Source organism: Kitasatospora sp. NPDC050463 (genome assembly GCF_040655255.1).
GTDB lineage: Bacteria > Actinomycetota > Actinomycetes > Streptomycetales > Streptomycetaceae > Kitasatospora.
In genome coordinates, this window is sequence record NZ_JBFAJO010000070.1 from 18,976 (window position 1) to 44,303 (window position 25,328).

At 75.1% G+C, this 25,328-nt stretch carries 19 protein-coding genes; 7 read left to right on the plus strand and 12 right to left on the minus strand.

Features of this window, described 5'->3' with window-relative positions; genetic code table 11:
* The first annotated feature begins 66 nt into the window (after positions 1-66).
* The 4 genes from AB0J08_RS32205 to AB0J08_RS32220 all read left to right on the plus strand — a co-directional run bounded on the left by AB0J08_RS32205 (position 67) and on the right by AB0J08_RS32220 (position 7,335).
* Positions 67-1,626: a hypothetical protein gene (locus AB0J08_RS32205; RefSeq protein WP_360641393.1), complete on the plus strand. Its 1,560-nt coding sequence runs from the start codon at positions 67-69 to the stop codon at positions 1,624-1,626.
* Between the two features lie 151 nt (positions 1,627-1,777).
* Complete coding sequence (locus AB0J08_RS32210) at positions 1,778-5,152, plus strand: right-handed parallel beta-helix repeat-containing protein (RefSeq protein WP_360641394.1); 3,375 nt, start codon at positions 1,778-1,780, stop codon at positions 5,150-5,152.
* Positions 5,149-6,444 (plus strand): S8 family serine peptidase, encoded by a 1,296-nt coding sequence (locus tag AB0J08_RS32215; RefSeq protein ID WP_360641395.1) that lies wholly within the window; start codon positions 5,149-5,151, stop codon positions 6,442-6,444. Before AB0J08_RS32210 ends, AB0J08_RS32215 begins: the two co-directional genes overlap by 4 nt.
* Positions 6,445-6,675: 231 nt before the next feature.
* Positions 6,676-7,335 carry a sigma-70 family RNA polymerase sigma factor gene (locus tag AB0J08_RS32220; RefSeq protein WP_360641396.1) on the plus strand — a complete coding sequence of 220 codons (660 nt, stop codon included), beginning with the start codon at positions 6,676-6,678 and terminating at the stop codon, positions 7,333-7,335.
* Positions 7,336-7,397: 62 nt separating this feature from the next.
* Here AB0J08_RS32220 and AB0J08_RS32225 read toward each other — a convergent pair whose 3' ends face one another.
* Positions 7,398-7,670, minus strand: a complete 273-nt coding sequence (locus AB0J08_RS32225; protein ID WP_360641397.1) for a hypothetical protein — start codon at positions 7,668-7,670, stop codon at positions 7,398-7,400.
* A gap of 86 nt (positions 7,671-7,756) precedes the next feature.
* Positions 7,757-8,143 carry a barstar family protein gene (locus tag AB0J08_RS32230; RefSeq protein ID WP_360641398.1) on the minus strand — a complete coding sequence of 129 codons (387 nt, stop codon included), beginning with the start codon at positions 8,141-8,143 and terminating at the stop codon, positions 7,757-7,759.
* A 502-nt stretch (positions 8,144-8,645) separates the two neighbouring features.
* Between AB0J08_RS32230 and AB0J08_RS32235 the strand changes: the two genes are divergently transcribed.
* Positions 8,646-10,232, plus strand: coding sequence for a glycosyl hydrolase family 18 protein (locus tag AB0J08_RS32235; RefSeq protein WP_360641399.1), 1,587 nt, complete (start codon positions 8,646-8,648; stop codon positions 10,230-10,232).
* Positions 10,233-10,326: 94 nt separating this feature from the next.
* On the opposite strand, the gene AB0J08_RS32240 is transcribed toward AB0J08_RS32235, so the two are convergent.
* The 3 genes from AB0J08_RS32240 to AB0J08_RS32250 all read right to left on the minus strand — a co-directional run bounded on the left by AB0J08_RS32240 (position 10,327) and on the right by AB0J08_RS32250 (position 13,769).
* Positions 10,327-10,830, minus strand: coding sequence for an ATP-binding protein (locus tag AB0J08_RS32240; RefSeq protein ID WP_360641400.1), 504 nt, complete (start codon positions 10,828-10,830; stop codon positions 10,327-10,329).
* A gap of 254 nt (positions 10,831-11,084) precedes the next feature.
* Complete coding sequence (locus tag AB0J08_RS32245) at positions 11,085-12,779, minus strand: CehA/McbA family metallohydrolase (protein ID WP_360641401.1); 1,695 nt, start codon at positions 12,777-12,779, stop codon at positions 11,085-11,087.
* A gap of 117 nt (positions 12,780-12,896) precedes the next feature.
* Positions 12,897-13,769, minus strand: a complete 873-nt coding sequence (locus AB0J08_RS32250) for an SMP-30/gluconolactonase/LRE family protein (protein WP_360641402.1) — start codon at positions 13,767-13,769, stop codon at positions 12,897-12,899.
* A gap of 232 nt (positions 13,770-14,001) precedes the next feature.
* On the opposite strand from AB0J08_RS32250, the gene AB0J08_RS32255 reads away from it, so the two are divergent.
* Both AB0J08_RS32255 and AB0J08_RS32260 read left to right on the plus strand, forming a co-directional pair.
* The gene (locus AB0J08_RS32255; protein ID WP_360641403.1) at positions 14,002-14,952 is read left to right on the plus strand and encodes a polysaccharide deacetylase family protein; all 951 of its coding nucleotides are present in this window, start codon (positions 14,002-14,004) and stop codon (positions 14,950-14,952) included.
* Between the two features lie 346 nt (positions 14,953-15,298).
* The gene (locus AB0J08_RS32260) at positions 15,299-15,526 is read left to right on the plus strand and encodes a hypothetical protein (protein WP_360641404.1); all 228 of its coding nucleotides are present in this window, start codon (positions 15,299-15,301) and stop codon (positions 15,524-15,526) included.
* Positions 15,527-15,637: 111 nt separating this feature from the next.
* On the opposite strand, the gene AB0J08_RS32265 is transcribed toward AB0J08_RS32260, so the two are convergent.
* From AB0J08_RS32265 to AB0J08_RS32295, 7 genes are all read right to left on the minus strand, one after another.
* A complete protein-coding gene (locus tag AB0J08_RS32265) occupies positions 15,638-16,303 on the minus strand; it encodes a 4'-phosphopantetheinyl transferase superfamily protein (RefSeq protein WP_360641411.1) in 666 nt (221 codons plus the stop codon).
* A 143-nt stretch (positions 16,304-16,446) separates the two neighbouring features.
* Complete coding sequence (locus tag AB0J08_RS32270; RefSeq protein WP_360641405.1) at positions 16,447-18,852, minus strand: arylsulfatase; 2,406 nt, start codon at positions 18,850-18,852, stop codon at positions 16,447-16,449.
* Positions 18,849-20,450 carry an ABC transporter ATP-binding protein gene (locus tag AB0J08_RS32275; protein ID WP_360641406.1) on the minus strand — a complete coding sequence of 534 codons (1,602 nt, stop codon included), beginning with the start codon at positions 20,448-20,450 and terminating at the stop codon, positions 18,849-18,851. The genes AB0J08_RS32270 and AB0J08_RS32275 overlap by 4 nt, the downstream gene beginning before the upstream one ends.
* The gene (locus AB0J08_RS32280; protein ID WP_360641407.1) at positions 20,447-21,313 is read right to left on the minus strand and encodes an ABC transporter permease; all 867 of its coding nucleotides are present in this window, start codon (positions 21,311-21,313) and stop codon (positions 20,447-20,449) included. Before AB0J08_RS32280 ends, AB0J08_RS32275 begins: the two co-directional genes overlap by 4 nt.
* A gap of 3 nt (positions 21,314-21,316) precedes the next feature.
* Positions 21,317-22,261 (minus strand): ABC transporter permease, encoded by a 945-nt coding sequence (locus AB0J08_RS32285; protein WP_360641408.1) that lies wholly within the window; start codon positions 22,259-22,261, stop codon positions 21,317-21,319.
* Between the two features lie 3 nt (positions 22,262-22,264).
* The gene (locus AB0J08_RS32290) at positions 22,265-23,851 is read right to left on the minus strand and encodes an ABC transporter substrate-binding protein (RefSeq protein WP_360641409.1); all 1,587 of its coding nucleotides are present in this window, start codon (positions 23,849-23,851) and stop codon (positions 22,265-22,267) included.
* A gap of 80 nt (positions 23,852-23,931) precedes the next feature.
* Positions 23,932-25,173 (minus strand): ROK family protein, encoded by a 1,242-nt coding sequence (locus AB0J08_RS32295; RefSeq protein ID WP_360641410.1) that lies wholly within the window; start codon positions 25,171-25,173, stop codon positions 23,932-23,934.
* Positions 25,174-25,328 lie beyond the last annotated feature (155 nt).

Genomic DNA, 25,328 nt, shown 5'->3' on the forward strand with positions numbered 1-25,328 from the left:
CGTCCGTGGCCCTGTCGGCCGGACGGTTCCGCCGACAGGGACTGCATGCGGAGCCGAGGAGCTGCGGTGGGCACGAGCACGAGTGGAAACGGGGCTCAGGGCGGGGCGGCGAGCATTCAGCTGCCCTCGGTGGCCTGGGAGATGGAGGAGGAGGCCGGGGGAGCAGGGGCGCCCGCCCCGGCGGTTGCGGTGGTGCCGCCCGCCGCCGTGCTGCCCGCCAGCCCACCGCCGGCCGTCCCGCAGTACGGGCAGGTCGCCGCCGTGCCGACCGGGCCGGTCGCGGCCGCGGCACCTCCGGCGCAGCCGCCCGTCGCCCCCGTCGTGCCCGGCCCGGTGCTCGCGCCGGTGCCGGATCCCGGTCTCACTCCCGAGCCCGGCCAGGGGGCGGACCCGGCCGGCCCGGCGCCGGCCGCGCGCCCGGACCGCCGCGCCCGGCTGAAGCGGCCGGTGCTCGTCGCCGCCGCCACCGCCGGTGTGGTGCTGATGGGCCTGCCGTTCCTGATCACCGACGGCAACCGGGCGGCCGGCGACGGGACGGGCGACAACGTCGGGCTGAGCCAGGCGGACCTGCCCCTCGCCGAGGGCCCCGAGCTCGGCGACCCGACGCCGACCTCGCCGCCCGCCGATCCGAACGCCTCCGGCGCACCGACCACGCCCGCCGATCCGACGCTGGTCCCCGATCCGACCACGGGCGCCCCGACCGCGCCCGGGACGGAGGGCACCCCCGAGGGCGTGCCCGGCACCGGCCCCAACACCGGCGGGGCCCCGGCGCCCGGCACCAACCTGCTCTCCAAGCCCGGCAACACGCCCGCCCCGGGCACCAGGCCGCCGACGACCGGTGGCACGGGCGGTACGGGGGGTTCCGGTGGTACCGGTGGTACCGGCAGCACCGGTGGTAGCGGTAGCACCGGTGGTACCGGCAGTTCTGGCGGCGGCAGTACGGGTGGCACCGGCAGCACCGGTGGCACGGGCAGCACCGGTGGTACCGGCAGTACGGGTGGCAGCGGTAGCACCGGTGGTACCGGCAGTACCGGTGGTACCGCGCCGGTGCCGCCCGCCCCGCAGCAGCCGGCGCCCCCGCCGCCCGTCCCGCCGAAGGCCGCCGCGCCCACCTTCAACGCCGTCGCCGGCACCGGCTGCAGCAACTCCGGCGCGAGCTACGCCCAGTACGGCCAGTGGACGCAGGGCACCACCGGCTGGACGACCAACTCGGCCGGCGGCTACTCCGGGTCGGGCTGCAACGGCAAGTACGACTCGGTGCCGATGACCGGCGCGGCGAACTCGGACAAGGGCAACGAGGTGGTGTGGACCTTCACCACGGCCCCGGTCACCAGCGGCAGCTGCAAGATCTCCGTCTACATCCCCAACAGCAGCGACCGCAAGCTGGTGGGCGGCAAGCCCACCTACTACACCGTGCAGAACAGCTCGACGCCCGGCAGCGGCACCATCGGCGACTTCAAGATCGACCAGACCGCGTACCGGGGCAGCTGGGTCAGCGCCGGCACCTTCGCGCTGACCGGCGGCCGGATCGTGGTGATGCTGCACGACCGGGGCATCGACTGGGGCGGCGACGCCGACAAGGCGCACCACGCGGCCGCCGCCGTCCGTGCCGAATGCAGCGGCTGACGGGCGTTCGGATCATCACCGGAGCACTCCCCTCCAGCACCGGACCGGTCGGCCTCGGCGCCGGACCGGTCCGAGGCGTGACCGGGCCGGTCCGGCCCGGCGGCGAATCGGTCCACGTCATCGACGGATCAAGCGAAAGGAAGGCCACGCCATGTCGCGCCATGTGCTGACGGTGTGCCCGGAGCAGCGGGACGGCCGGTACCGCACCATCGGCGAGGCGCTGGCGGCGGCCCGCAGCGGGGCGGTGATCTCGGTGCGCCCCGGCCGGTACGAGGAGAACCTGGTGATCAGCAAGCTGGTCACCATCACCGCCGCGGAGGCCCGGGGCAGCGTCCGGATCACCGCCCGGCGGGGCTGCGTCGTCCAGGTCACGGCCGAGGCGGTGCAGCTGACCGGCCTGATCCTGCAAGGGCAGGACGAGGAGATGCCCGCCATCGACGTGCCGCGCGGGCAGGCCGCCGTCCAGGACTGCGAAGTGGTCGGCAGCTCCTGGACGGCCCTGCTGACCCGCGGCGACGGCACCCTGGCGATGCGCGGCTGCCGCGTCACCAACCCGGCGGGCGCCGGCATCGTCGAGACCTCCAGCGGCACCAGCATCATCGAGGACTGCGTGATCGAGCACCTCGGCAGCTCCGCCGTGGTGATCGGCGAACGGGCCAACCCGCTGCTGCGCAACTGCGTGCTGCGCGACGCGCGCGGCAACGGCATCTGCGCCAACGGCGACGCCCGGGGCACCTTCGAGGGCTGCGAGATCTCCGTCACCGACAAGCCCGGCATCGCCCTGGAGGAGCGCAGCACCACACGGCTGGTGCGCACCGTGGTCCGCGACACCACGATCGGCATCTACATCAGCTCCTCCGCCCAGGTCGTCCTGGAGGACTGCACCGTCACCGCCACCTCCGGGCACGGCATCGCGCTCGCGGCCGGCACCGACCCGCAGCTGCGCCGCTGCCGCGCCTCCCGGACGGCCGGCCACGGCATCCACGTCACGGCCCGCTCACGCGGCACCTTCGAGGACTGCGAGGTGGACAGCGCGCAGGGCACCGGCATCTGGGTGGGCGAGTCGTCCGGCCCGACGCTGGCCCGTACCGTCGTCCGGGACTGCGGCGCCGACGGCGTGGAACTGACCGGCGACAGCTCCGCCGACTTCGACCGGCTGGAGGTGCGGGACGTCGCCGGCAGCGGCGTGCTGATCACCGACGGCGCCAACCCGCGGCTGCGGCGGGTCGCCGTGCACCGCGCCAAGGGCGACGGCATGACCGTGGTCCGGGACGGGCGCGGGCAACTGGAGAACTGCGAGGTGCTGGACGCGGGCCGGGCCGGCCTGCGGTTCGCCGAAGGCGCGGACACCCGGGTCGGCGCCACCGTGGTGCGCGGCTCCGGCGGGTCCGGGGTGCTGCTCGGCCGGGTCGGCACGGCGACGCTGCGCGACTGCGAGGTGTCCGAATCGGCCGAGGACGGCATCACCGCCGAGGACGGCGCCGAACTGACCTGCACTCGGGTCCGGGTGACCGGAAACCGCCGCCACGGCGTGCGCATCGGGGCCGGGGCGCGGGCCGTGCTGGTCCAGGTCACGGCCACGGAGAACACCGGCGACGGCGTGCGCACCGACTCCACCGAGGCGGTCCGGCTGACCGGCTGCACGCTCTCCCGCAACCGGGGCTCCGGCCTGCGCCAGAGCGCGCCGAGCGAGCGGCTCGCCCTGGAGGAGCTGGTCAGCGAGGAGAACGGCCTGCCAGACGCGCACGGCACCGCCACCGCAGGCTCCGCGCCCGCCCCCCGGGCGGCGCAGCCGGCCGGCGCCGCTCCCGGCCCCGGCCACCCGGCCGAGGGGGAGCCCGCGGCGGAGAGCGCGCCCGCGCAGCCGGCCGCCGCTCCCGGCCCGCTGGAGGTGCTGGAGTCGCTGGTCGGCCTGGCCGGCGTCAAGGAGCAGGTCGCCACGTTGGTCAACCTCAACAAGCTGGCCCGGCGCCGGGAACTGGCCGGCATGCCCGCCCTGCCGATGAGCCGCCACCTGGTCTTCGCCGGCCCGCCCGGCACCGGCAAGACCACCGTCGCCCGGCTCTACGGCAGCATCCTCGCCGAGCTGGGCGTGCTGCGCAGCGGGCACCTGACCGAGGTGGCCCGCGCCGACCTGGTCGCCTCGATCATCGGCGGCACCGCGCTCAAGACCACCGAGGTGTTCCAGTCGGCGCTCGGCGGGGTGCTCTTCCTCGACGAGGCCTACACGCTCTCCGCGGGCTCCGGCGGCAGCGGGCCGGACTTCGGGCGCGAGGCGATCGACACCCTGGTCAAGCTGATGGAGGACCACCGCGAGGACATCGTGGTCATCGTGGCCGGCTACTCCGCCGAGATGACCGACTTCCTGGCCTCCAACCCGGGCCTGGCCTCCCGCTTCAGCCGGACCGTGGAGTTCGCCAACTACGCGGTGGACGAGCTGGTCACCATCGTCGAGCGGGCCGCCGCCGGGCACGGTTACGAACTGGCCGACGGCGCCCGCGAGTCCCTCACCGGGCTCTTCGAACGGATGCCCAAGGGCGAGGACTTCGGCAACGGCCGGGCCGCCCGCAAGGTGTTCGAGGAGATGGTGGACCGCCAGGCGACCAGGCTCTCGACCCAGGCCGAGATCTCCGACGAGGACCTGGCGCTGCTCGTCCCCGAGGACGTCGCCCCGGTGGAGCCCGCGCAGGCGGCCAAGAAGGACGGCACCGAGCTGCTCGCCGAGTTGAGGGCGATGGTCGGCCTGCCCGCCGCCAAGGAGCAGGTCGAGGACCTCGTCAACCTGATCCGCCAGGTCCGCCGACGGGAGGAGGCCGGGCTGCCCACCGCGACCATCAGCCACCACCTGGTCTTCGCCGGCCCGCCCGGGACCGGCAAGACCACCGTCGCCCGGCTCTACGGGCAGCTGCTCGCCGAGCTTGGCGTGCTGCCGGGCGGCCAGCTGATCGAGACCGCCCGCTCCGACCTGGTCGGCCGCTACGTCGGCCACACGGCGCAGCTCACCAAGGAGGCCTTCGACCGGGCCCGCGGCGGGGTGCTCTTCATCGACGAGGCGTACACGCTGACGCCGCGCCACGGTGGTGGCGGCGACTTCGGTCAGGAGGCGGTGGACACCCTGATGAAGCTGATGGAGGACCACCGGGACGAGGTGGTGGTGATCGTCGCCGGCTACGACGACGAGATGCAGCACTTCCTGGCCTCCAACCCGGGTCTGGCCTCCCGCTTCTCCCGGCAGGTCGACTTCGGCCACTACACCGACGCCGAACTCGTCACCATCGTCGGCCGGCACGCCGAGAAGGCCGGCTACACCTGCGCGCCGGAGACCCTGGCGGCGCTGCAGCAGCTGTTCGCGGCCGTCCCGAGGGACCGCACCTTCGGCAACGGCCGCTTCGCCCGGCAGGCCCTGGAGGGCATGATCACCCGCCAGGCGGGCCGGCTCGGCCGGCTCGACTTCGCCGACCTCTCCGAGCTCAGCCTGCTCCTGCCGCAGGACATCGCGGTGGAGCGGATGGGTTCCGCGGTATGAGGCGGGGTCGGGGGCCGACCGCCCGTCGACGCCGGGCCGGGGCGGCGTCCGCGCTGTGCGTCGCCCTGCTGAGCGCCACCCCGCTGACCGCCGCCGTACCGGCCGCGGCGGACACCCCGGCGCCCTCGTCCTCCGCCACGCCGTCCGCGTCGGCCGAGCTGCCGCCGATGGGCCAGACGTTCCCCGACGTCCGGGAGAGCGGCTGCCGCAAGCCGTCCACCCGGACCGCCGACCGGGCCCCCTGGGCCCAGGTGTACCTGCGGCCCGAGGCGGCCTGGCCGCTCGGCCGGGGCGCCGGGGTGACCGTCGCCGTGCTCGGCTCCGGCGTGGACGCCTCGGCGGGCACCGGCACCGGCGCACTGGCCGGGCGGCTCAAGCTCGGCCCCCGGGTGCAGGGCCAGGGCGACTCCGGCCAGGACTGCGTGGGCCACGGCACCTTCCTCGCCACCCTGCTGGCCGGCCGGCGCCCGTCCGACGGGGGACCGGCCGGACTCGCCCCGGAGGCGACGGTGCTGGCCGTCCGGGTGACCGACGACGCCGGGACGACCACGGCGGACCTCGTCGCCCAGGGCATCCGGGCGGCGGCCGACGGCGGCGCCCGGGTGGCCGTGATCGGGAGCCCCGCGCCGGCACCGAGCCAGGCCCTCGCCGAGGCCGTCGAGTACGCCGCGGCGAAGGGCGTGCTGCTGGTCGGCCCGACCGGGCCGGACGGCCAGTCGGCGAAGGGCGCGGTGTACCCGACCGGCTACCCCGGCGTGCTCGCGGTGGCCTCGATCGGCCCGAGCGGGGCACCGTCCGGTGCGTCCGTCTCCGGTGACGCGGTGTCCGGCGGTGCGGCGACCGCGGGCGTCCGGGTGGACCTCGCGGCGCCCGGGGAGGGCCTCCAGGCGGCCGGGCCGGGCGGCGGGCACTTCACGGCCTCGGGGCCGAGCGGCGCCGCCGCCCTGGTCGCCGGAGCGGCGGCCCTGCTGCTCTCCCGGGAGCCCGGCTGGACGCCGGCCCAGGTCGTCGAGCGGCTGAAATCGACCGCCTACCGGCCGGGGTCGGCGCTGCCCGATCCGGCCGTCGGCTGGGGCACGGTGGACGTGGTGGCCGCCGCGACCGCGCAGCCGCCGGTCACCGGCGCGCCGCGGGCCACCGCCGACCCGGTGACCGTCCCGCCGCCCCCGGACCGCACCGCCGTCACCCGGGCCTCGGCACTGGCCGGGGCGAGCGCCGGGCTGGTCGTGGTGGTCACCCTCGCCGCGGCGGCGCTCCGGGCGGGCCGCCGGCGCTCCCGGACCGCGCCGTAGCGGGCCGCCGATTCTCCCGGCCCCGCCGCGCTGTAGCGGGCACCCGGTGCTCCCGGACCACCGCGCCGTAGCGGCACCCGGTCCGTCGCCAACGCCCCGTCACGAGGCTCATTGGCGGAGCGTTGGTCCGGTGTTGGCGGTGGCTGGAAACGTATCCGGCCAAGGGGGTAAGGGGCAGCCGCACCGGCCTGCCCGACGTACCGACCAAACGTTGCGAGGGGCTCAACCGCCGTGGCCATCGACGCTACCGATCACGCCGAGGACACCCACCGGGCAGCCGGGGAGACAGGGGAGACCGGGGAGACAGCGCAGACCGGGGAGGCCGGGGAGACCGGGGGCACCCCGGAGACCCCCGTCGCCCGTGCGGACCGGCCCACCCTCGACCAGCACACCCTGGCCGAGCTGTACCGCCTGCACGGCGGCTACCTGCTGCGCGCGATGCTCCGCGTCACCAGCGGCGACCGGGGCAAGGCCGAGGACATCGTCCAGGAGACCCTGCTGCGCGCCTGGCAGAACCCGGCCGCCATCCGAAGGGGCCCCGAGTACAGCCGTCCGTGGCTCTTCACCGTGGCCCGCCGGATCGCCATCGACCACTTCCGGATGCAGGCCGCCCGCGCCCAGGAGGTCGCCGACGACGCCCCCGAGGAGCACGCCGGCACCCACGACCCCTACGACGAGGTGCTCGCCGCCCAGGACATGGCGATCGCGCTCGCCGAACTGCAGCCGCACCACCGCGACGTCCTGGTCGAGCTCCACATGCACGGCCGCTCGATGGCCGAGGCCGCCGCCGTCCTCGGCGTCCCGGTCGGCACCGTCAAGTCCCGCAGTTTCTACGCCGTCCGCGCCCTGCGCCCGATCCTCGAAGCCCGCGGCATGGCATCGGCGATGTAGCGGCCCCCGCGCGGGTCGACGTCCCCGGGTCCGGAGGCACGCCGCCTCCGGACCCGTGCGTTTCAGGCGCTCGCCACGACGCGGTCGCAGTGCGGGCACACCTTGCCGCTCCACTGCGGCGGGTACCACGGGGCATCGGGCCCGGGCGGCCGGTACGGATCCCGTCGCATCCGGCCGGTGCCCATGCCGCAGAGGGTCAGCTCGTCGGGCTCCCCGCCCGTTTCCGGGCCGGCCGACGCCGCGTGCACGGCACGCACGCCCTCGACGTAGTCGGTGGTCTCACCGACCGCCGAGGTGCGGACGAGTTCGGTTTCGAGGAGTACGCGAATGCTCACCACCTCACTGTGGTCGGCGGCGCTGCGGAGCGCACCTCGGCGGCGACGGGCGGTGTGCGGGGCGCAGTCGGCTCGGCGCAGTCGGCTCAGCGCAGTCGGAGGGCTCCGGGGGCGCGTTCCTCGAAGATCTCGACGAGCCAGTCGAAGACGGTCGGGCCCTGCCCGGCGCGCGCGGCCCGGAGCTGCTCGGCGACGGCCGGGCGGTTCGAGGGGTGGCAGCGGGCGAGGCGCAGTTCGAGCTGACGTGCCGTCTCCGGGTGGCCGAGGGCGCGCCGGGACGTCTCGTGGTCGCGCCACTCGACGTGGAAGTCCCCGTCGTCGGGGGTGCCGAAGCCGCCGGAGAGGCAGTCGGCGAAGGCGTCGAGGTTCCGTCCGAAGTACCCCCCGGGGCCGTTGACGGCCTGGCCGATCTCCAGCCAGAAGTCTTCGAGGGTGGCGATCCGGGTGCCGGCCAGTACGTAGGTCGTGGTCACGGGAGCGAGCCTAGGGGTTCGGGGGGCGGCGCGGCCCGCCGCAGGCCGCACCCTCCCGCCGCTGCGCTGACCTCAGGAAATCCTTCGTACCGCTGAACCGCGGCGCGGACCGCGTCCGTTCTTCAGGGTGGCGGTACCGCCACCGGCGCTCGTTCCCCCGTGCGGGCGCCGGTTCAACCGCCCCTGGCCGGTGGCCAACTCCGGTCCGGTCCGGTCATCCTGACGATCAGTCTGACCCGGAGTGCGTGAACCGGGAGGCGCGGCCCGTCCGTAGCTACAGCTGAGAGCCGCGCCCGGCGTACGGCGCGCGGTGTGTCCCGGGCCCACCGGCCCAGGTCTCGCGTCCGACTCCGGCCATGGAACTCCCGGCTCCCGCGCCCCGGCGGGATCCGGGCCCCCTGGCGCCCCGGCGGTGCCCTTGTGGGAGGGCGGCCGCCGGGGCGCTCCGCGTGTCGGACGCCGGGCCGGTCCGCCCGTCCGCTCCCAGCCCAGGAGAGTCCCGATGCCCAAACACCGGCTCACCCGCCGCCGACGCATGGCGGCGGCCTCCACCGCCCTCGTCGCCGGCGCCGCGCTCATCCTCACGCAGTACGAGGCGCCCGCCGCCGTCACCGCCGACACCGCGGACCCGATCGGCCTCAACGCCGTCTCCGAGTACCTCGGCTGGGGCGACGCCCCCGACCCGGTCGCGGTCATGAAGGCCACCGGGCTGCGGCAGTTCGCCCTCTCCTTCGTCCTCTCCGGCGGCGGCTGCGACCCCAAGTGGGACGGCAACCGCGCCCTCACCGGGGGCGGCGACGAGAAGGCGATCAAGCGGATCCGGGCCGCCGGTGGCGAGGTCCTCGCCTCCTTCGGCGGCTGGGACGGCGCCAAGCTCGGTGAGCGCTGCGCCACCGCGGCCGAACTGGCCGCCGCCTACCAGAAGGTGGTCGACGCCCACGGTCTCAAGGCGGTGGACATCGACATCGAGTCGACCGAGCTGAGCACCCCCGAGGTGCGCAAGCGGGTGGTCGACGCGCTGAAGACGCTGAAGGCCAAGAACCCCGGTCTGCTCGTCTACGTCACCTTCCCGGTCGACCAGGCGGGCCCCGACGCGGACGGCGCCGACCTGATCACGCTGGCCGCCAAGACCGGCCTGGTGGTGGACGGTTGGACGGCGATGCCGTTCGACTTCACCGGTCATGACGGCACCATGGCGGCCGCGACCGTCACCGCCGTCACCGGCCTCCAGCGGGCCGTCGCCACCGCCTACGACTGGGACGACGACAAGGCCTGGCGCCACTCCGGCCTCTCGTCCATGAACGGCCGCACCGACCAGCAGGGCGAGCAGCTCACGCCGGCCGACTTCCGCTCCGTGCGCGACTTCGCCGCCACCCACCACCTGGCCCGGTTCGGCTTCTGGGCGGTCAACCGCGACCGCCCGTGCGCGGGTGGCACCTTCACCACCGCGACGTGCAGCGGCGTCCAGCAGACCGCGTACGACTTCACCCGGATCGTGGCCGGCTACCACGCGGACTCGGTGCCCGGCGGCGACGCCCCCTGCCCGAGTCCGTCCGTCGTCACCACCCTGCCCGCCGGCCCCGGCCGGACCACCTGGCCGCTGCCGACCCCGACCACCGCCCGGCCGGCAGACGCGGCCCCGTCGGCCGGTGAGCCCAAGCCCTCGCTGCCCGGCCCCGCGACCGGTACCCCGACGCCCGCCCGGACGGCCTGCGTCCCGCCGAGCTCGCCGCCGGCCACGCTCCCGCCGACGCCGGTGCCCACGGCCGCGCCCACGACGGCGACGTCCAGCGCGCCGGGGGGCTCGGGCGCGACCAACACGACCACGACGTCCAAGCCGCCCGCGACCCCGGCCGGTACGACCACCACGCCGGCCGGTCCGGGCGACGCCGCGGCGCAGTCGCCGTCGCCGACCCAGGCCGCCGGTGGAGCCCCCGCGCCCGCGGCGCCGGGCGGTGGTTCCCTCGCCTCCACCGGTGCGGGGGCCACCGACATCCTGCTGACCACCACCGGGGCCCTGCTCTTCCTCGGCGGCGCGCTCGGCCTGATCGGCACCCGCCGTCGCGACCCCGAGCCGGCCGCCGGCTGATCTCGCCGACCAGGCCGCGACGACCGGCCCCGGCACGGCGCGCGGCCCTCGGCACCCCGGTCCACCGGGGTGCCGAGGGCCGCGTCCGTCGGGTTCACCAGCCGAGCAGGAAGGCCCCCCGGGCCAGGCCGGTGAGCACGGCCCCGGCCGTCTCCGCGGGCTGCGCCGCGGTGTCCACCGCGTGCCGGTCCGGCGGGCCCGGCTCCTCGGGGCCGCCGGCCGGCCGCAGCACCACGTAGTGCAGGGGCGCCCCGGTCGTGCGGCTCTCGCGGCGCAGCAGGTCCAGCGCCTGCGGAGCGAGCGTGGCCTCCAGCACCACCTGGTAGCCGCCGGTGGCGAAGGCGAACGCGGCCTGGGTGGCGGCCGCCAGGGCCGTCTCGTTCTGCCGGCGAGCCTGCGGCAGGTGCGCCGCGACGAACCCCTGCCGGATGGCCTTGCGGAAGTCGTCCGCCCGCAGGTGCACGCTGGGGTGCAACGCCTTCGCCAGCAGGGGCGCGACCGTGGCGCTCCCGGCCCCGGCCGGGTCGGCGAGGACGACGACGCCACCGGCGCCCCGACCGCCCCCGAGCTCCGTCCCACCTACGGTCGTACGGTTCACAGCTGCTGATCCCTTCGCGGGCCGGGGGACGGACGAGGTGCCGGGGGGAGGGGCGGCGGCCGAAAGGCACGGGCCGGCCGGAAACGTACGGGCAGCCGGACCAGGATCCGGCAGCCGGACCAGGGTACGGACAGCCGACCGCCTCGTCCCTACGACTGACTGCTGTCAGAGATCAACCTAGTCCACGCCGGTGCCCCGAGTCCTCCCCCCGTCGGTCCTCGGACCGCTCCCCGGCCGGTCCCCCGCCGGTTCTCCTAACGGTTCTCCTCCCGGTCCTCGGGCCGTTTCGGCGACCGCAGCACGATCGGGTTGGTCAGTGCCGCCATCGGCCCCCAAGGGAGTTCCGGCCCCATCGCATTGCCCCGGCCCGGCGTCCCGTCCGCCCGGGGGTGGCGGACCTCGGCCCGGACGTACGCGGCGAGCGAGGCGGTGGTGCGCCAGATCACCGTGCCGGTGCCGTCGGCGGGCAGGGACTCCTGGTGCAGCTGGCCTTCGTCGGTCAGGAGTCGGACGGTACCGCCGGGCACACCGGACACCGTGAGCCGGACGTCCACCGGAGCGTCCGCCGGGACGGTCAGCTGCTCGCCGACGCCCGCCTGGCGGCCCTGCCCGGTGGCGGTGAGGTCCAGCTCGATTGCGGCCGATTCGGCCAGCCAGCTGTGGCCGGCCCGCAGGCCGTCGAGGATCGCCGCCCGGGTGAGGTCCTCGGCCCGGACGACGGTGTGCGGCGAGCCGACGACCTGCGGGGCGCTGTGCGCGTCGCTGTTGCCGACGGCCGGCAGCCAGGGCCGCCCCTCGCGCAGCGCGACGGCGAGCTGGGCGTCCCAGGCGTCGACCGCCGACTCGTCGTCGTACGTCCACGGCCCGTTCCAGACCTCCACCGCGTCGGCGTCCTGGTAGCCGAACTTCCACTGGCAGGCGACGTACGGGCAGTACGGGTGCGCGGGCACCACCAGGCCGCCCTGGCGGCGGACCTGCCGGGCGAAGCGCGGGAAGGCATCGTCGCGCGCGCGGTAGCGCCAGTCGACGAACTGCCCGGGCTCCAGGCCCAGCGCCAGCCAGTGGCCGTTGCGGGTGGTGACCTCCTCGCCGAGCACGATCAGCAGGTCGGGGCCGGCGAGCGACCCCCAGGCGCCGTGCGCGGAGCTGGTGTTGTGGTCGGTCGAGACGATGAAGTCCAGCCCGGCCGCCCGGGCGTCCGCCGCCACCTCGGCCGGGAGCCGGCGTCCGTCGGAGTGCACGGTGTGCAGATGGGAGTCGCCCCGGTACCAGGCGCACCCCCGCCCGCGGGCCCGCTCCGGCGGGTAGGACGGGGTGAACTCCGGCCCCGGCGCGCCGAACCGGAGCGTGACCTCGACGCGGTAGTCGAGCCCCTGCGGCGCTACTTGGTAGGGGCCGATCACGATGTGCCACCTGCCGGGGCGGATCGGCCCCGGCAGGTAGCCGGGCGTCGCCCGGTCGCGGGCGACGGTGAACTCGGTGCGGAACCCGCCCGACCAGCCTCGGAAGCCGGGGCCGCCGAGTTCGGTGCCGCGCTCGTCGAAGAGGCCGATGTCGCAGGAGTTGCCGGGCGTCCCGGCGGGGACGGCCGGCCGGTCGTAGCCGTAGGAGACGGCGATCTCCCGGACGCCGGCCGGGACGTCGAACGGCAGGAGCACGAAGTCCGGGGCACCGGTGGGGAGATGGCCGGCGAGGGTGGTAGTCCGGTCGGGTGTCGCGGCGGCCGCCCCGGTGGGCGCGGCGGCGGCCAGACCGAGGGCGGTGACGGCGCCGGTGGCCAGACCGGTTCGGATCAGGCCACGCCGGTCGAGCCCGAGCCGGTCGGCCGGCGTCTCGTCGGCCCGCAGTGCGCCGGCCCGCGGTGCGTCGGGCCGGTCGGCCCCGCCGGGGCGGGCGGGCTCGGGGCCACGGTCGGGCTCGGTGTCACGGTCGGTGTCGCGGTCGGTCATCGGAGCCTCCGGTCTCGGGCGGACACCGGCGGCGGGCGGACACCCGGCCGGTACGCCCGGCTCCCTACCCCCGCCGGTGAACCGCCGGTGAGCCGGGCCCCACCGGGGTGGGGCGGGTCAGTGAAGGTGCCCCGGGACGTCGACCTCGACGGCCAGCAGCCGGCCGGTGCGGACGCCCTGCGGGGGCGGCCACCGGGCGGCGGTCAGGAAGAGGGTCCGGCCGTCCGGACCGCCGAGGGCGCAGGAGAAGCAGCCGCGGTCGAGCTCGATCCGCCGCAGCACCTCGCCGCCCTCGCGGACCCGGACGCAGCAGCGGCCGGGGACGTCGGCGAACCAGACCGAGCCCTCCGCGTCCAGGCAGATGCCGTCCGGTGCCGAGCCGGCCACCTCGGCCCAGGTCCGGCGGTCGGTCAGCCCGCCGTCGGGCGCGATGGTGAAGGCGGTGAGCCGGCTCGCGTACGACTCGGCGACGATGAGCGTCGAGCCGTCGGGGGTGACGGCCATGCCGTTGGGGAAGGCCAGGTCGTCGGCCACCCGGCGGACCGCGCCGTCCGGGGTGACCAGGGCGAGCAGCCCCGGGGCGGGGGCTTCGCCACTCATCAGGTCGAACCCGATCCCGTTGACGTAGGCGTTGCCGCGCCCGTCCACGGCCACCTCGTTCCACGGCCGGTCGGAGAGCGGCCGCAGGTCCGCGTACGGGGCCAGGGTGCCGTCCGCCTCGCGGCGCAGCAGACGCCGGTCGCCGCCGGCGACGACCAGCAGGCGGCCGTCCGGCTCGGGCAGCCAGTCGATGCAGAACGGGAACGAGGGGACGACGGCGGCGACGTCGGCCCGGCCGTCGCTCCCGACCGTGATCAGCTCCTGCGCGCCCCAGTCGCAGAGCCAGAGCCGGCCGTCGTGCCAGCGGGGCGACTCGCCGAGGGCGAGCCCGGTGAGGACGGTGCGCATGCGGTCGGCGCCGTGCTCGGCGGCCGGGTGTGGTTCGGGCATCGGGGCTCCTCGGTGGGCGGCCCGGGCGGCCCGGGCAGCCGGACGACTGGGCTGTCCGGAGTAGGACGTCGGACCGGCCGGCTTGCCGGTCCGCCCGCGGCCGGGGGCTCGCTGGTGGCCGCAGAGAGCGGCGGGGCGGCCGGGGCGTGGAGTTGCGGGTGGTGGCCGATCGGTATTCATAGAAGCAGACGGGTGGTTTGTCTGACTTTATGACGAATGTGGAGGGATGGGCATGGGACTGAGTCGTCGGGTGGTCCTGGTGCTGGCGGCGGGCGGCGCGCTGGCGGGGTGTCAGCCGCTCGCCGGGGCCGGTCGCGGGCCGCAGGGCGGCACCACGGCGGCCGCGCCCGCCGCTGCCGAGCCCACCGCTGCCGAGCCCGCGTCCGTACCCTCCGTACCGCCCTCCGCACCGCCCGCTTCGGTGCCTCCGGCCGTCGCGGAGCCGCCCGCCGCGCCCGAACCGCTGCCCGCTCCCGCCGCCGGCCGGGCCGCGGTGGTCGCCAGGTACGGGGACGCCGCACCGGGGGACTGGGGGCTGGAGGTTCCCGGAGTGATCACCGTGCTGCCGGACGGGGAGCAGGCCACGGCGCTCACCTTCGACGCTTGCGGGGGCCCGGGCGGCTCCGGCTACGACGCGGACCTGATCGACCTCCTCCGGGCGAACGGCGTCCCCGCGACCCTCTTCCTCAACGCCCGCTGGATCGACGCCAACCCCGCCGAGTTCGAGAGCCTCGCCGCGGATCCGCTGTTCGAGATCGCCAACCACGGGACGGCGCACCGCCCGCTCTCGGTCGCCGGCCGCTCCGCGTACGGGATCAGGGGCACCCGGGACGTGGGCGAGGTGTACGACGAGGTCGCGGGCAACGCGGCGAAGCTGGCCGCCCTGCTCGGCCGGCCGCCGCGCTTCTTCCGCTCCGGCACCGCCCACTACGACGACGTCGCCACCCGGATCGTCACCGGGCTGGGCGAACGCGTGGCCGGTTTCACCGTCAACGGGGACGGCGGCGCCACCCTCGGCGCCGCGCAGGTCCGGCGCGAGGTGGCGGCCGCGCCGCCCGGCGCGATCGTGATCGCCCACATGAACCACCCGGGCGGCGGGACGGCTCCCGGCTTCGCGGCGGCCCTGCCGACCATGCTGGCGGCGGGCCGCCGCTTCGTCCGCCTCTGCGACGCCCTGGCCTGAGCCGCCGGGCGCGGCTCGCCCGGACGCCGCACCGGCCGGAGCCCGGTTTGTCAAGGGATCGTCCGAACTCGCCCACCCCGTAACGGGAAGCGCTCCGGGGGCCGGGGTCGGCGGCGGCGGCCGTCCCGGCGGGGCCGCCCGGAGGCGGGGAGGGGACGGGAACGGCACCGGAACAGAGCTGGAACGGAGCAGGCACGGAGCCGGGACGCCACCGGAACGGGGCGCCCCGGTGCTCGCGCCGCCCCCGGCGCCGGCCGGTGTCGAGGGGCCGGGCAGCCCGCCCGGATCCTGGAATTCGGTGACCTGGTGCGGCCCGGGACCGCGAACTGGGCGCATACTTCCAGGGATGACGAAATCACCTGCGCCGAGACGCCACCTGCCCACCAGTCCCTTCCGATCCGAGGTTCCACCGCCGCTCAAGGAGTTCGCCACCGGTGACCGCGTGACCCACGACCAGTACGGTCTGGGCCGCATCATCAGCATCGAGACGGGCGGCCAGGGCGCGGTCCTGGTCGACTTCGGCTCGCACCAGGTGCGAGTCGTGCAGCCCTACGACAAGCTGTTCAAACTCTGAGCCGGGCCGGCCGCCGGAACCCCAGGCGGCCGATCCGGCCCTTCCCGATCGAGCCGCCCCGGCGTCAGGCCCACGCCCCGGCGGCCCGGGCCGCCGTGCGCCACCCGGGTGCTACCCGCGGGCGCCCGGCAGGACGGTGATCGCGGTGGCCAGCAGGCCGTCGCGCACCACCCACCGCCCGTCGAACCCGGAGAGCCGGTGCCCGCCCACCACCGGGCCCGGGACCAGCAGGACGGCGTGGAAGGTGCCGTCCGGACGCAGCGTGATGTCCGCCTCCGAGAAGTCCAGGAAGATGCCGGTGAGCGGGAACCAGGCCTTGTAGACGGCCTCCTTGGCGCTGAACAGCAGCCGGTCCCAGGGAAGCCCCGGGTGGTCCGCGAGCAGCTTGCCGTTGCGCTCCTGCTCGGCGGGGAGCGCGATGGTGTCGAGCACGCCCTCCGGCAGGGCCTCGGCCGGTTCGGCGTCGATGCCGATCGAGACGACCTCGCCCGCGCGGGCGACGGCAGCGCCCCGGAAGCCGGCGCAGTGCGTCAGGCTGCCGACCACCCCGTCGGGCCAGCTCGGTGCGCCGCGCAGGCCGGGCACCAGCGGCCGGTACGGGACGCCGAGCCGGCCGAGCGCGAGGCGGGCGCAGTACCGGACGGTGGTGAACTCCCGTCGCCGGGTCTCGACGGCGCGGGCGACGACGGCCTCCTCGGCCGGCTCCAGCCGGGCCTGCGGCGGGTCGTCGTAGGCCGTCTCCACCACGACCGATGCGGGAAGCAGTTCGCCGATCACAGGTCCCCCCTGAATGTGTGGCATGCGTACGACGGTGAGCTTAACCCGGCCGGCCGGTCCCGGAGGAGGGCCGGCCCGGCCCGTGGCCGGAGGTCGCCACGGTCACCCGAGAGCCACCGCGGCCACCCGGGGAGCCGCCGTGGCTACTCGAAGGCCGCCGCGGCGTCGCGCAGTGCCCGGGCGACGGTCTCGGGGTCGTACGGCGCCGGGTCGCCCGGCCGGTAGGTGACCGCGCGCAGGCCGCCGGTGTAGCGGAACGAGCGGTGCCGCTCGTACACCGGCCAGGAGACCGGGGACTTGCGGTCCACACCGACGCTGATGCCCTGGAACGGTGCCATGCCGATCAGTTGGTGGACCGGCCCGAGCCGTCCGCCCTCGGCGCCGTCGACCAGCAGGCGGAACTCCCACCGGAGGTCCGCCACCGCCGTGGCCTCGACGGTGATCAGGTGCGCGCCCGGCGCGAGCGGGCCGCCGTCGGCCTCGATCAGCTCGCCGTACTGGTTGTAGGCGAACCGCAGTCGGCCGTGCTCGACGTACAGGCTGTAGCCGCCGCCCTGGTCGCCGTGCGACACCAGCACGCCCTGGTCGTCGGCGCCGTGCGCGGTCAGCTCGGCCTCGATGCGGAAGGAGCGGAAGGAGATCAGCCGGGACGAGCGGTACCGCTCCAGCTCGGGGGTGCCCGCGAGCAGGGTGACCGGCCGCCGCAGCCGCTCGGCCTCCGGGCCGCGCAGCGCGAGCGCGCCGCTGCCGTCGGTCAGCGGGAAGACGCCGTTGCGCCAGCCGGCGGCCTCCCAGGCGGCGGACAACTCCTTGACGAGGTCCGGGTGTTCGGCGGCCACGTCGTGGATCTCGGTCGGGTCGGTGCGCAGGTCGTAGAGCGCCCACTCGCCGTCGTCGTAGGGCGCGCCGAAGCGGTGCAGGGTGACCAGCTTCCAGCCGTCCCGGTAGTAGCTGCGGTTGCCGGTCATCTCGCAGTACTGCTCGGGGTGGGTGGACTCGGCCGCCGGATCGCGCAGGACCGGCGCGAAGCTGATCCCGTCGAGGGACTGCACCGGCTGCCCGGCGCGCTCCGACGGCCGCTCCACGCCGGCGAGTTCGAGCAGTGTGGGCAGGATGTCGGTGACGTACTGGTACTGCGGCCGGACTCCGGGGTCGCTCTCGGCGCGCGGCAGGCCGGCCGGCCAGGAGAGGACGAACGGCACCCGCACGCCGCCCGCGTAGGTCTGGCCCTTGTAGAGGCGGAAGGGCGTGTTGGAGGCCATGCCCCAGCCGCGCGGATAGTGCACCAGGCTCTGCGGGCCGCCGATCAGTTCGATCTCCCGCTCGACGTCGGGGTTCCAGTCGGCCGGCAGGTTCGGGTGGTGGACGAAGCGGCTGAAGTAGCTGCGGGTACCCTCGGCGCCGCCCTCGCCGGTGCCGCCGTTGTCGGAGGTGAACACGATGATGGTGTTGTCGAGTTCGCCGAGCGCGGCGAGGGTGTCGGTGAGCCGGCCGAGGTTCTGGTCGACGTTGTCGACCATCGCCGCGTAGACCTCCATGTAGCGGGCGTACAGCGCCTTCTGGACGTCGGTGAGTTCGGACCACGGGCCGACGTCGTGGCCGGCCTCGGTGCTGCGGTCGGGCAGCTCGGTACCGGCGGGGAAGTGGCCGGCGGCGAGCTGGCGGGCGAAGCGGGCGGCGCGCAGCTCGTCCCAGCCGCCGTCGTAGCGGCCCCGGTGCCGGGCGAGGTCGGCGGGCTTGGCCTGGAGCGGGCCGTGCACCGCGTTGTGCGCGAGGTAGAGGAAGAACGGCTTGTCGGCGTCGTGCGCGCGCAGCGACTTCACCATGGCGATGGCCCGGTCGGTGATGTCGTCCGTGTAGTAGTAGTCGTCGGGGAACTCGTCGATGTCCAACGGGCTGTTGTCGCGGACGAGTTGGTGCGGGTGGAACAGGCTGGTCAGGCCTTCGAGGACGCCGTAGTACTGGTCGAAGCCCTTCTGCAAGGGCCAGTTGGCGCGGTCATCGGCGGCGTTGGAGGCGGAGTCGCGGGTCAGGTGCCACTTGCCGACGGCGTAGGTGGCGTAGCCGTTGTCGTGCAGCGTCTCGGCCAGGGTCGGGATGTCCGCGGCCACCTCCATGCCGTAGCCGGGGAAGCCGGGGTCGGCGTTGGCGACGAAGGAGTAGCCGACCCGGTGCGGGTTGAGGCCGGTGAGCAGCGCCGCGCGGGCGGGCGAGCAGAGCGGCATGGTGTGGTAGTTGGCCAGCTTGACGCCGTCGGCCGCGAGGCGGTCCAGGGTGGGGGTGGGGATCTCGGCGCCGAACGGCCCGATGTCGCTGTAGCCCATGTCGTCGATCAGTACGACGACGATGTTGGGCGCCCCCTCGCGCGCGCGGACCGGCTGCGGCCAGGCGGGGCTGGACGCGCCGAAGGTACGGCCGACGGTGCCGGCGAATCCGGCGTACGGGTCACGGCGCCCGGGCTCGTGCGCGGACCCGGGGGCGGGCTCGGCGACGGACTTGTGGCCGGGCTCGTGCGCGGACTCGGGGGCGGAGTCAGGGGTGGTGCTCATACGGTGCTCCTGAGGGTGGGGCCGACGGCGTCCAGGCGCGGTACGGCGGCGAGGAGTTCGGCGGTGTACGGGTGCTCCGGCGCGGTGACCACCCGGTCGGCCGGGCCGGTCTCGACGATCCGGCCGCGGTGCATCACGGCGATCCGGTGGCTGACCTGGCGGACGACGGCGAGGTCGTGGGCGATGAACAGGACGGCGAGGCCGAGTTCGCGCTGGAGCCGGGCGAGCAGCTCGATCACCTGGGCCTGGACCGACACGTCCAGGGCGGAGACCGGCTCGTCGCAGATCAGCACGCTCGGCCGGGGCGCCAACGCGCGGGCGATGCCGATCCGTTGGCGCTGGCCGCCGGAGAAGGCGCGCGGGTGGCGGTCCGCCGACTCCGGCTCCAGGCCGACCTGTCGGAGCAGTTCGGCGACCCGTGCCGCGCGCTCGGCCGCGCTGCCGAGACCGTGCGCGATCAGCGGCTCCTCGATGATTCGGCCCGCCGTCATCCGCGGGTTGAGCGAGGAGTAAGGGTCCTGGAAGACCATCTGCAGCTCCCGGCGGGCGGCCCGGCCGCCGCCGCGCCCGAGCTCCTCGCCCCGGAACCGGATGGTGCCCGCCGACGGCGCGTGCACCTGGACGAGTGCGCGTGCCAGCGTGGACTTCCCCGAGCCGGACTCGCCGACCAGTCCGAGCGTCTCGCCGGGATGCAGTTCCAGGTCGACGCTGTCCAGCGCGGTGACCGGCCGTCGGCGGGGGCCGTACGTCTTGCGCAGTCCACGGACGGTCAGCAGCGGTTCGGGGCCCGGGAGGCTGTTGGCGGCGGCCTCGGAGGGCGCCTCCAGGCGTGGGACGGCGGCCAGCAGCTGCTTGGTGTACGGGTGTCGGGGTGCGGCGAGCACTTCGCCGGTGTCGCCCCGTTCGACCACCCGGCCGTCGCGGAGCACCAGGATCCGCCGGCAGGTCTGCGCGATCACGCCGAGGTCGTGGCTGATCACCACCAGGGCGGTGCCGGTCTCCCGGTTGATCCGGGAGAGCAGGCGGAGGATCTGCTGCTGGACGGTGGGGTCGAGCGCGGTGGTCGGCTCGTCGGCGACCAGTACCTCGGCCTCGTTGGCCAGGGCGAGCGCGATCATGATGCGCTGGCGCTGGCCGCCGGAGAACTGGTGCGGGTGGTCGCCCAGCCGGTCGGCGGCGCCGGGGATGCCGACCAGGTCGAGCAACACGGTGGCCCGGGCGGCACGTTCGGCCCGGTTGGCCGCGCCGTGGGCCCGCAGGGCCTCGTCGAGCTGCTTGCCCACGGTGAGCACCGGGTTGAGCGAAGACATCGGGTCCTGGAAGATCATCGCGATCCGCCGCCCGCGCAGGCCGCGCAGCGCGGCCTCGGGCAGCGCGGCGAGGTCCTGTCCGTCCAGCTTGACCGAACCGGCGGTGATCCGGCCGCCGGCCGGCAGCATGCGCGAAAGCGCCAGCGCGGTGGTCGACTTCCCGGAGCCGGATTCACCGACCAGGCCGAGCGTGTCGCCGGCGGACAGCTCGAAGCCGACTCCGTCGACGGCCCTGGTGGCGCCGAACTCGACGGTGAGATCGCGTACCTGAAGGACTGGGCGGCTCAACGGCGGATCCCCCTGTTCAGAGCCTCGGCGATCAGTGTGAAGCCGAGCACCAGCGCGGTGGTCGCGGCGAGCGGGGCGGCCGCGAAGGTGGGGTGGGTGGAGAGGTAGGCGACGGACTGGCTGAGGATGGAGCCGAGGGTGGGCTCCGGCGGGCGGACACCCAGCCCCAGGAAGCTCATCGCGCCCTCGATGAAGACGCCGATGGAGAGGGCGACGGCGGTCTGCACGATCAGCGGGTCGGCGGCGTTGGGGACGACGTGGCGCAGCAGCACCCGGAGCCGGGACGCCCCGCCGACCCGGGCGGCCAGGGCGTACTCGCGCTCCCGCTGGACCAGGATGCCGGCTCGCAACTGCCGCCCGAATCCGGGTATTTCGGCGAGTGCGATGACGATCAGCACCGGCCAGCGGCCGGGTCCCAGCACGGCGGTCACGGCGAGCGCCAGGATGATCCCGGGGAAGGCGAGCAGCAGGTCGAAGGCGCGCTGGACGGTGACGTCCGCCCACCGGGAGGAGGCCGCGAGCAGGGCGAAGGAGCAGCCGAGCAGGGCGCCCACCGGGACGGCGCTGAAGGTGATCGCGAGATCGGTGCCGATGCCGTGCAGCACCCGGCTGAAGAGGTCGCGGCCCAGGTCGTCGGTGCCGAAGGGGTGGTCGGCGCTGGGGCCCGCGAGCGCCAGGGCGCTCTGCGCGTCGGGGTCGAGGTCGGTGAGCAGCGGTGCGAACAGGCCGGCCAGCGCGAGCAGGCCGACCAGGGTCAGGCCGGTCAGGCCGCGCCCGGTGAGCAGACCGGCCAGGTAGCGGTTGCGGTGGGCGCGGGCGGTGCGCCTCGGCGCCTCGGCGCTCGGGGTGGTCAGGGCGGTCATCGGTCACTCCCACCGGATCCGGGGGTCCAGCCACGCGTACACCAGGTCGGTGAGCAGCTGGACGGCGACATGGACGGCGACGATCAGCAGCAGGAGGTCCTGCACGACCGGGTAGTCGCGGCGGATCACCCCCTGTTCGATCAGCTGGCCGAGGCCCGGCCAGGCGAAGATCCGCTCCACCAGCACGGCCCCGGCGATGAGATGGCCGATCTGCAGGCCGAGCACGGTGATCGTGGACGGCAGCGCGTTGGGCAGTGCGTGCTGCCAGACGATCCGCCGGCGGGAGACGCCGAGGGCGGTGGCGGTCCGGACGTAGTCCTCGGCGAGGGCGCGTTCCAGGCCGTCCTTGAGGTAGCGGGCGAGGACGGCGGCGCTCGGCAGGGCCAGGCAGAGGGCCGGCATCAGCAGGTACTGCACGGCGAGGTCGGGCTGGTCGAGCAGGGACTCGTGGCCGCCGGCCGGCAGCAGTCGGAGGGTGACCGCGAAGAGCAGCACCAGGAGCACGCCGGTGACGAACGGCGGCACCGCCAGGACGGCGGTGGTGAAGGCGCGCACGGCCGCGGCGACCGGCCGGCGGCGGGTGGTGGCGCCGAGCACGCCGAGCGGCAGCGCGATCAGGATCACCAGCAGCAGGGCACCGAGGGTGAGTTGGGCGGTGGCGCCGATCCCGTTGCCGATCAGGTCGGAGATCCGGCCGCCGATCGCGTAGCTGGGCCCGAGGTTTCCGGTGAGCAGGTCGCCGATCCAGCCCACGTACTGGGTGAGCAGCGGCTGGTCGAGGCCGAGCCGGCCGCGGATCGCGGCGACGGCCTCCGGCCCGGCGTCGGGGCCGGCCAGCGAGGTGGCCGGGTCGCCGGGGATCAGCCGGAGGATGAGGAAGACCAGGAAGGAGGCGAGGACGAGGACGAGCAGGCCGGAAGGGAGCCGCTTGAGCAGGAAGGAGCGCATCGGTCAGGCCGTCAGGTAGGCGTCGTCGAGGTTGAGGTAGCCGAACTTGTTGAGGTCGGTGCCCCGGGCCTGCCGGCCGGCCACCTCCACCAGGCCGCCGATGGCGAGGTCGATCACGAACTCCTCGTCCAGCAGCACGTCGGTGATCCGCTGGTGGAGCGCCTTGGCCTCGGGGCTGTCGCTGTCCGGGCGGTGCCACGCCTGCTGGACGAGCTCGGTGTAGGCGGGCGAGCTGAAGTGCGAGCTGTTCCTGGCCTCGTTGAACGGGTAGGCGCTGACCGTGAGGGTGGCGGGCTGGAGCTGGGCGAAGCCGTGGCTGAGCGTCCACAGGGCCGGCATGGACTGCGCGATGAGCTGCTTCTGCATGGTGGGGGAGTCGGTGGGCTGGAGCACCGTCTCGATGCCGACCTGCCGCAGGTCGTACTGCAGGATCTGGGCGATCGCGGTGTTGCCCGGGTCGTTGGAGTGCGCGAACGGCAGGGTGATCGTTCCGACGCCGGCCTCCTTGAGCAACTCCCTCGCCTTGTCCGGGTTGTGGCTGTAGCGGGTGGCGTTGGCCTCGCTGTACGCGGGCGAGGACCTGGGCCACGGCGCGGCCGAGACGGTGCCGTAGCCGCCGAGGGCCTGCTGCACCAGTCGGTCGCGGTCCACCGCCCAGGCGATGGCCTGCCGGACCCGCTTGTCGCTCACGTGCTCGGCGGTGAGGTCGGCGCCGATGTAGTAGGCGCCGGAGCCGGTGTCGTACTGCTTGACCCGGAACTGCGGGTCGCCCTTGAGGGTGGCCACGTCCTTGCCGCGGATGGCGTAGGAGAGGTGGGTCTGGCCGGTCCTGAGCGAGGAGAGCAGCGACTCCGCCTGGGGGACGATCCGGATCTCGACCCCGTCCAGGTAGGGGCGGCCCGGATTCCAGTACCTGTCGTTGCGGGCGAAGGTGATCGAGCTGCCGGGCTTGCGCTGGGTGAAGGTGAAGGGGCCGGTGCCGATCAGCCTGGTGCCGGCGACGGCGTCCTCGACGCTGGCCGAGTCCGGGATGATCATGAACTCGAAGAGGTCGAAGAGGTTGCTGACCGGGTGGGCGAGGACGAGGGTCAGCTCGAAGTCGCCGTTCTTGCGGAACTCGGTGACGGCGGCGGCGGTGGAGCGCAGCTGAGCCGAACGGGCCGGGTTCTGCAGGTTCTTGACGGCGAACACCACATCGTCGGCGGTGAACCGGCGACCGCTGTGGAAGAGCACGTCCTCGCGCAGTTCGAGGGTGACGCTGGTGCCGTCCGCGCCGAGCTGCCAGGAGGTGGCCAGTTCGGGCTGCGGCCGGAGCTGGTCGTCGTAGCGGGTCAGGGTGTTGAAGACCAGGCGCTGGACGAGGGTGTTGGCGCTCTGGGCGAAGAGCAGGCTCGGGGTGAAGTCGATCCCGGTGCCCACGGTGAGGACGCCGCCGCGTCGCGGGGTCGCCGAGCCGCTCGCGGCGGAGGAGGCGGTGTCCGCGGCCGAGCGGCAGGCCGCCAGCGTCAGCAGGCCGGCCCCCGCGAGGCTCCCGCGTAGCAGGGCGCGCCGGGAGAGGCCGGAGGGGGAGGTGGAGGTGAACGCGGTCATGGCGGGTCCTTCGGGAGGGCACGGGAGGGCGGGCGATGGGGGGAGGGGGTCGACGGGAGCGGCCGGTCGGCGGTGGGCGGCTACCGCAGCAGGCCCCGCCCGCTCGGCGGCGTCCGGGCGGTCGCCGCCGTCGCCTGCAGCGGCCGGGCGTACAGCACGCCCAGCACCGCGGCCCCGGCGGCCACGGCCAGCGCGTCCGGGCCGCGCTGCTGGGCGATCACCAGGTCCGCGTCCCGTCGCAGGTGCGAGCGGCGGGTGAACTCGGCGCGCACCACGTCGAGATGGGCCGGGTCGAGCGCGGTGAAGGTCTCGGTCAGCACCACCAGGTCGGGGTTGACCACGTCCGCCAGCAGTGCCAGCGCGCGGCCGATCACCTCGGAGCGCCGGCGGACCAGCCGGTCGGCGCGCGGGTCACCGGCCCGCACCGCGGCCACCAGCTCGGCCCGGTCCGGCCGTTCGGTGACCCCGGCCGCGGCCGCCGCCTCGAACAGCGTGGTGTCCGAGGCGGCGGCCGCCAGGCAGCCCTGCCGGCCGCAGTGGCAGCGCGCGTCACTGTCGGGGACCGGTAGGTGGGCGACGTCCCCGGTGGCCGAGGCCGGCCCGAGGTGGACCACGCCGGCCACCGCCAGCGCCGCGTCGACCACATGGCCGACGAAGAGTTGGACCATGCTGCGGCGCGCCGCCGGGTGGCCGAACAGGATCTCCGCCTGGGTGAGCGCCCGGGCATGGTTGTCCACCTGGACGGGCAGCCCGCTGGCCCGCGCCAGCAGTTCGCCGAGCGGCATGTCCTTCCAGTCCAGAGGATCGTGACGCACCGTCATGCCCCGCTCCGGGTCCACCGTGCCGCCGGTGACCGCGCCGAGGGCGATCACCCTGCGGCCGCCGGGCACGGTGGCCAGCAGCCGGGGCAGCCGTTCCAGCAGGGGCTTGAGCACCGCGTACCCGGTCCGGCCCCGGTTGCTCGACTCCTGCCGGTACAACACGTTCCCGCGCAGGTCCAGGAGCGCGAAGGTGGTGTACGGCACCCCGATGTGCAGCCCGGCGACGGCGAGCCGGCCGGTGTCGATGTCGACCGGCTGCTGCGGCCGGCCCACCGACCCCACCCCGCCACCGGTCGACTCCGGCCGCTCGCCGAGCAGTCCGAGCCGGAGGAGGTCCACCACCTGCCGGGACACCGCGGAGGCGCTGAGGCCGGTGAGCGCGGCGACCCGGCTGCGCGCGATCGGCCCGTGGTCGAGCACGGTCCGCAGCACGGCGGCGGCGTTGACGTCCCGCCGTTCGTCCCCGATCCGCAGGAGGGGGCGCGGGAGCTGGTCCGGCATCGGTGGGGCCCTTCGCGGGTGACGGGGTGGGGAGGTGGGTCGGCAGGGGCCGGTGGGAGACGGATGCTCTTATGGATGTCAAGCAGCGGTGGTGAGCTGCTCAGCGGTGATGCGTGTGGTGCTGGACGTGGTCAGGACCTGGTAGATCTCGCGGG

What these genes read in the sequence shown, in the direction of transcription:
- AB0J08_RS32295 (WP_360641410.1), bottom strand. Translation starts at nt 25,173, where the DNA reads ATGCCGGACCAGCTCCCGCGCCCCCTCCTGCGGATCGGGGACGAACGG.
- AB0J08_RS32255 (WP_360641403.1), top strand. Translation starts at nt 14,002, where the DNA reads ATGGGACTGAGTCGTCGGGTGGTCCTGGTGCTGGCGGCGGGCGGCGCG.
- AB0J08_RS32235 (WP_360641399.1), top strand. Translation starts at nt 8,646, where the DNA reads ATGCCCAAACACCGGCTCACCCGCCGCCGACGCATGGCGGCGGCCTCC.
- AB0J08_RS32245 (WP_360641401.1), bottom strand. Translation starts at nt 12,779, where the DNA reads ATGACCGACCGCGACACCGACCGTGACACCGAGCCCGACCGTGGCCCC.
- AB0J08_RS32270 (WP_360641405.1), bottom strand. Translation starts at nt 18,852, where the DNA reads ATGAGCACCACCCCTGACTCCGCCCCCGAGTCCGCGCACGAGCCCGGC.
- AB0J08_RS32210 (WP_360641394.1), top strand. Translation starts at nt 1,778, where the DNA reads ATGTCGCGCCATGTGCTGACGGTGTGCCCGGAGCAGCGGGACGGCCGG.
- AB0J08_RS32280 (WP_360641407.1), bottom strand. Translation starts at nt 21,313, where the DNA reads ATGACCGCCCTGACCACCCCGAGCGCCGAGGCGCCGAGGCGCACCGCC.
- AB0J08_RS32250 (WP_360641402.1), bottom strand. Translation starts at nt 13,769, where the DNA reads ATGCCCGAACCACACCCGGCCGCCGAGCACGGCGCCGACCGCATGCGC.
- AB0J08_RS32285 (WP_360641408.1), bottom strand. Translation starts at nt 22,261, where the DNA reads ATGCGCTCCTTCCTGCTCAAGCGGCTCCCTTCCGGCCTGCTCGTCCTC.
- AB0J08_RS32215 (WP_360641395.1), top strand. Translation starts at nt 5,149, where the DNA reads ATGAGGCGGGGTCGGGGGCCGACCGCCCGTCGACGCCGGGCCGGGGCG.
- AB0J08_RS32260 (WP_360641404.1), top strand. Translation starts at nt 15,299, where the DNA reads ATGACGAAATCACCTGCGCCGAGACGCCACCTGCCCACCAGTCCCTTC.
- AB0J08_RS32290 (WP_360641409.1), bottom strand. Translation starts at nt 23,851, where the DNA reads ATGACCGCGTTCACCTCCACCTCCCCCTCCGGCCTCTCCCGGCGCGCC.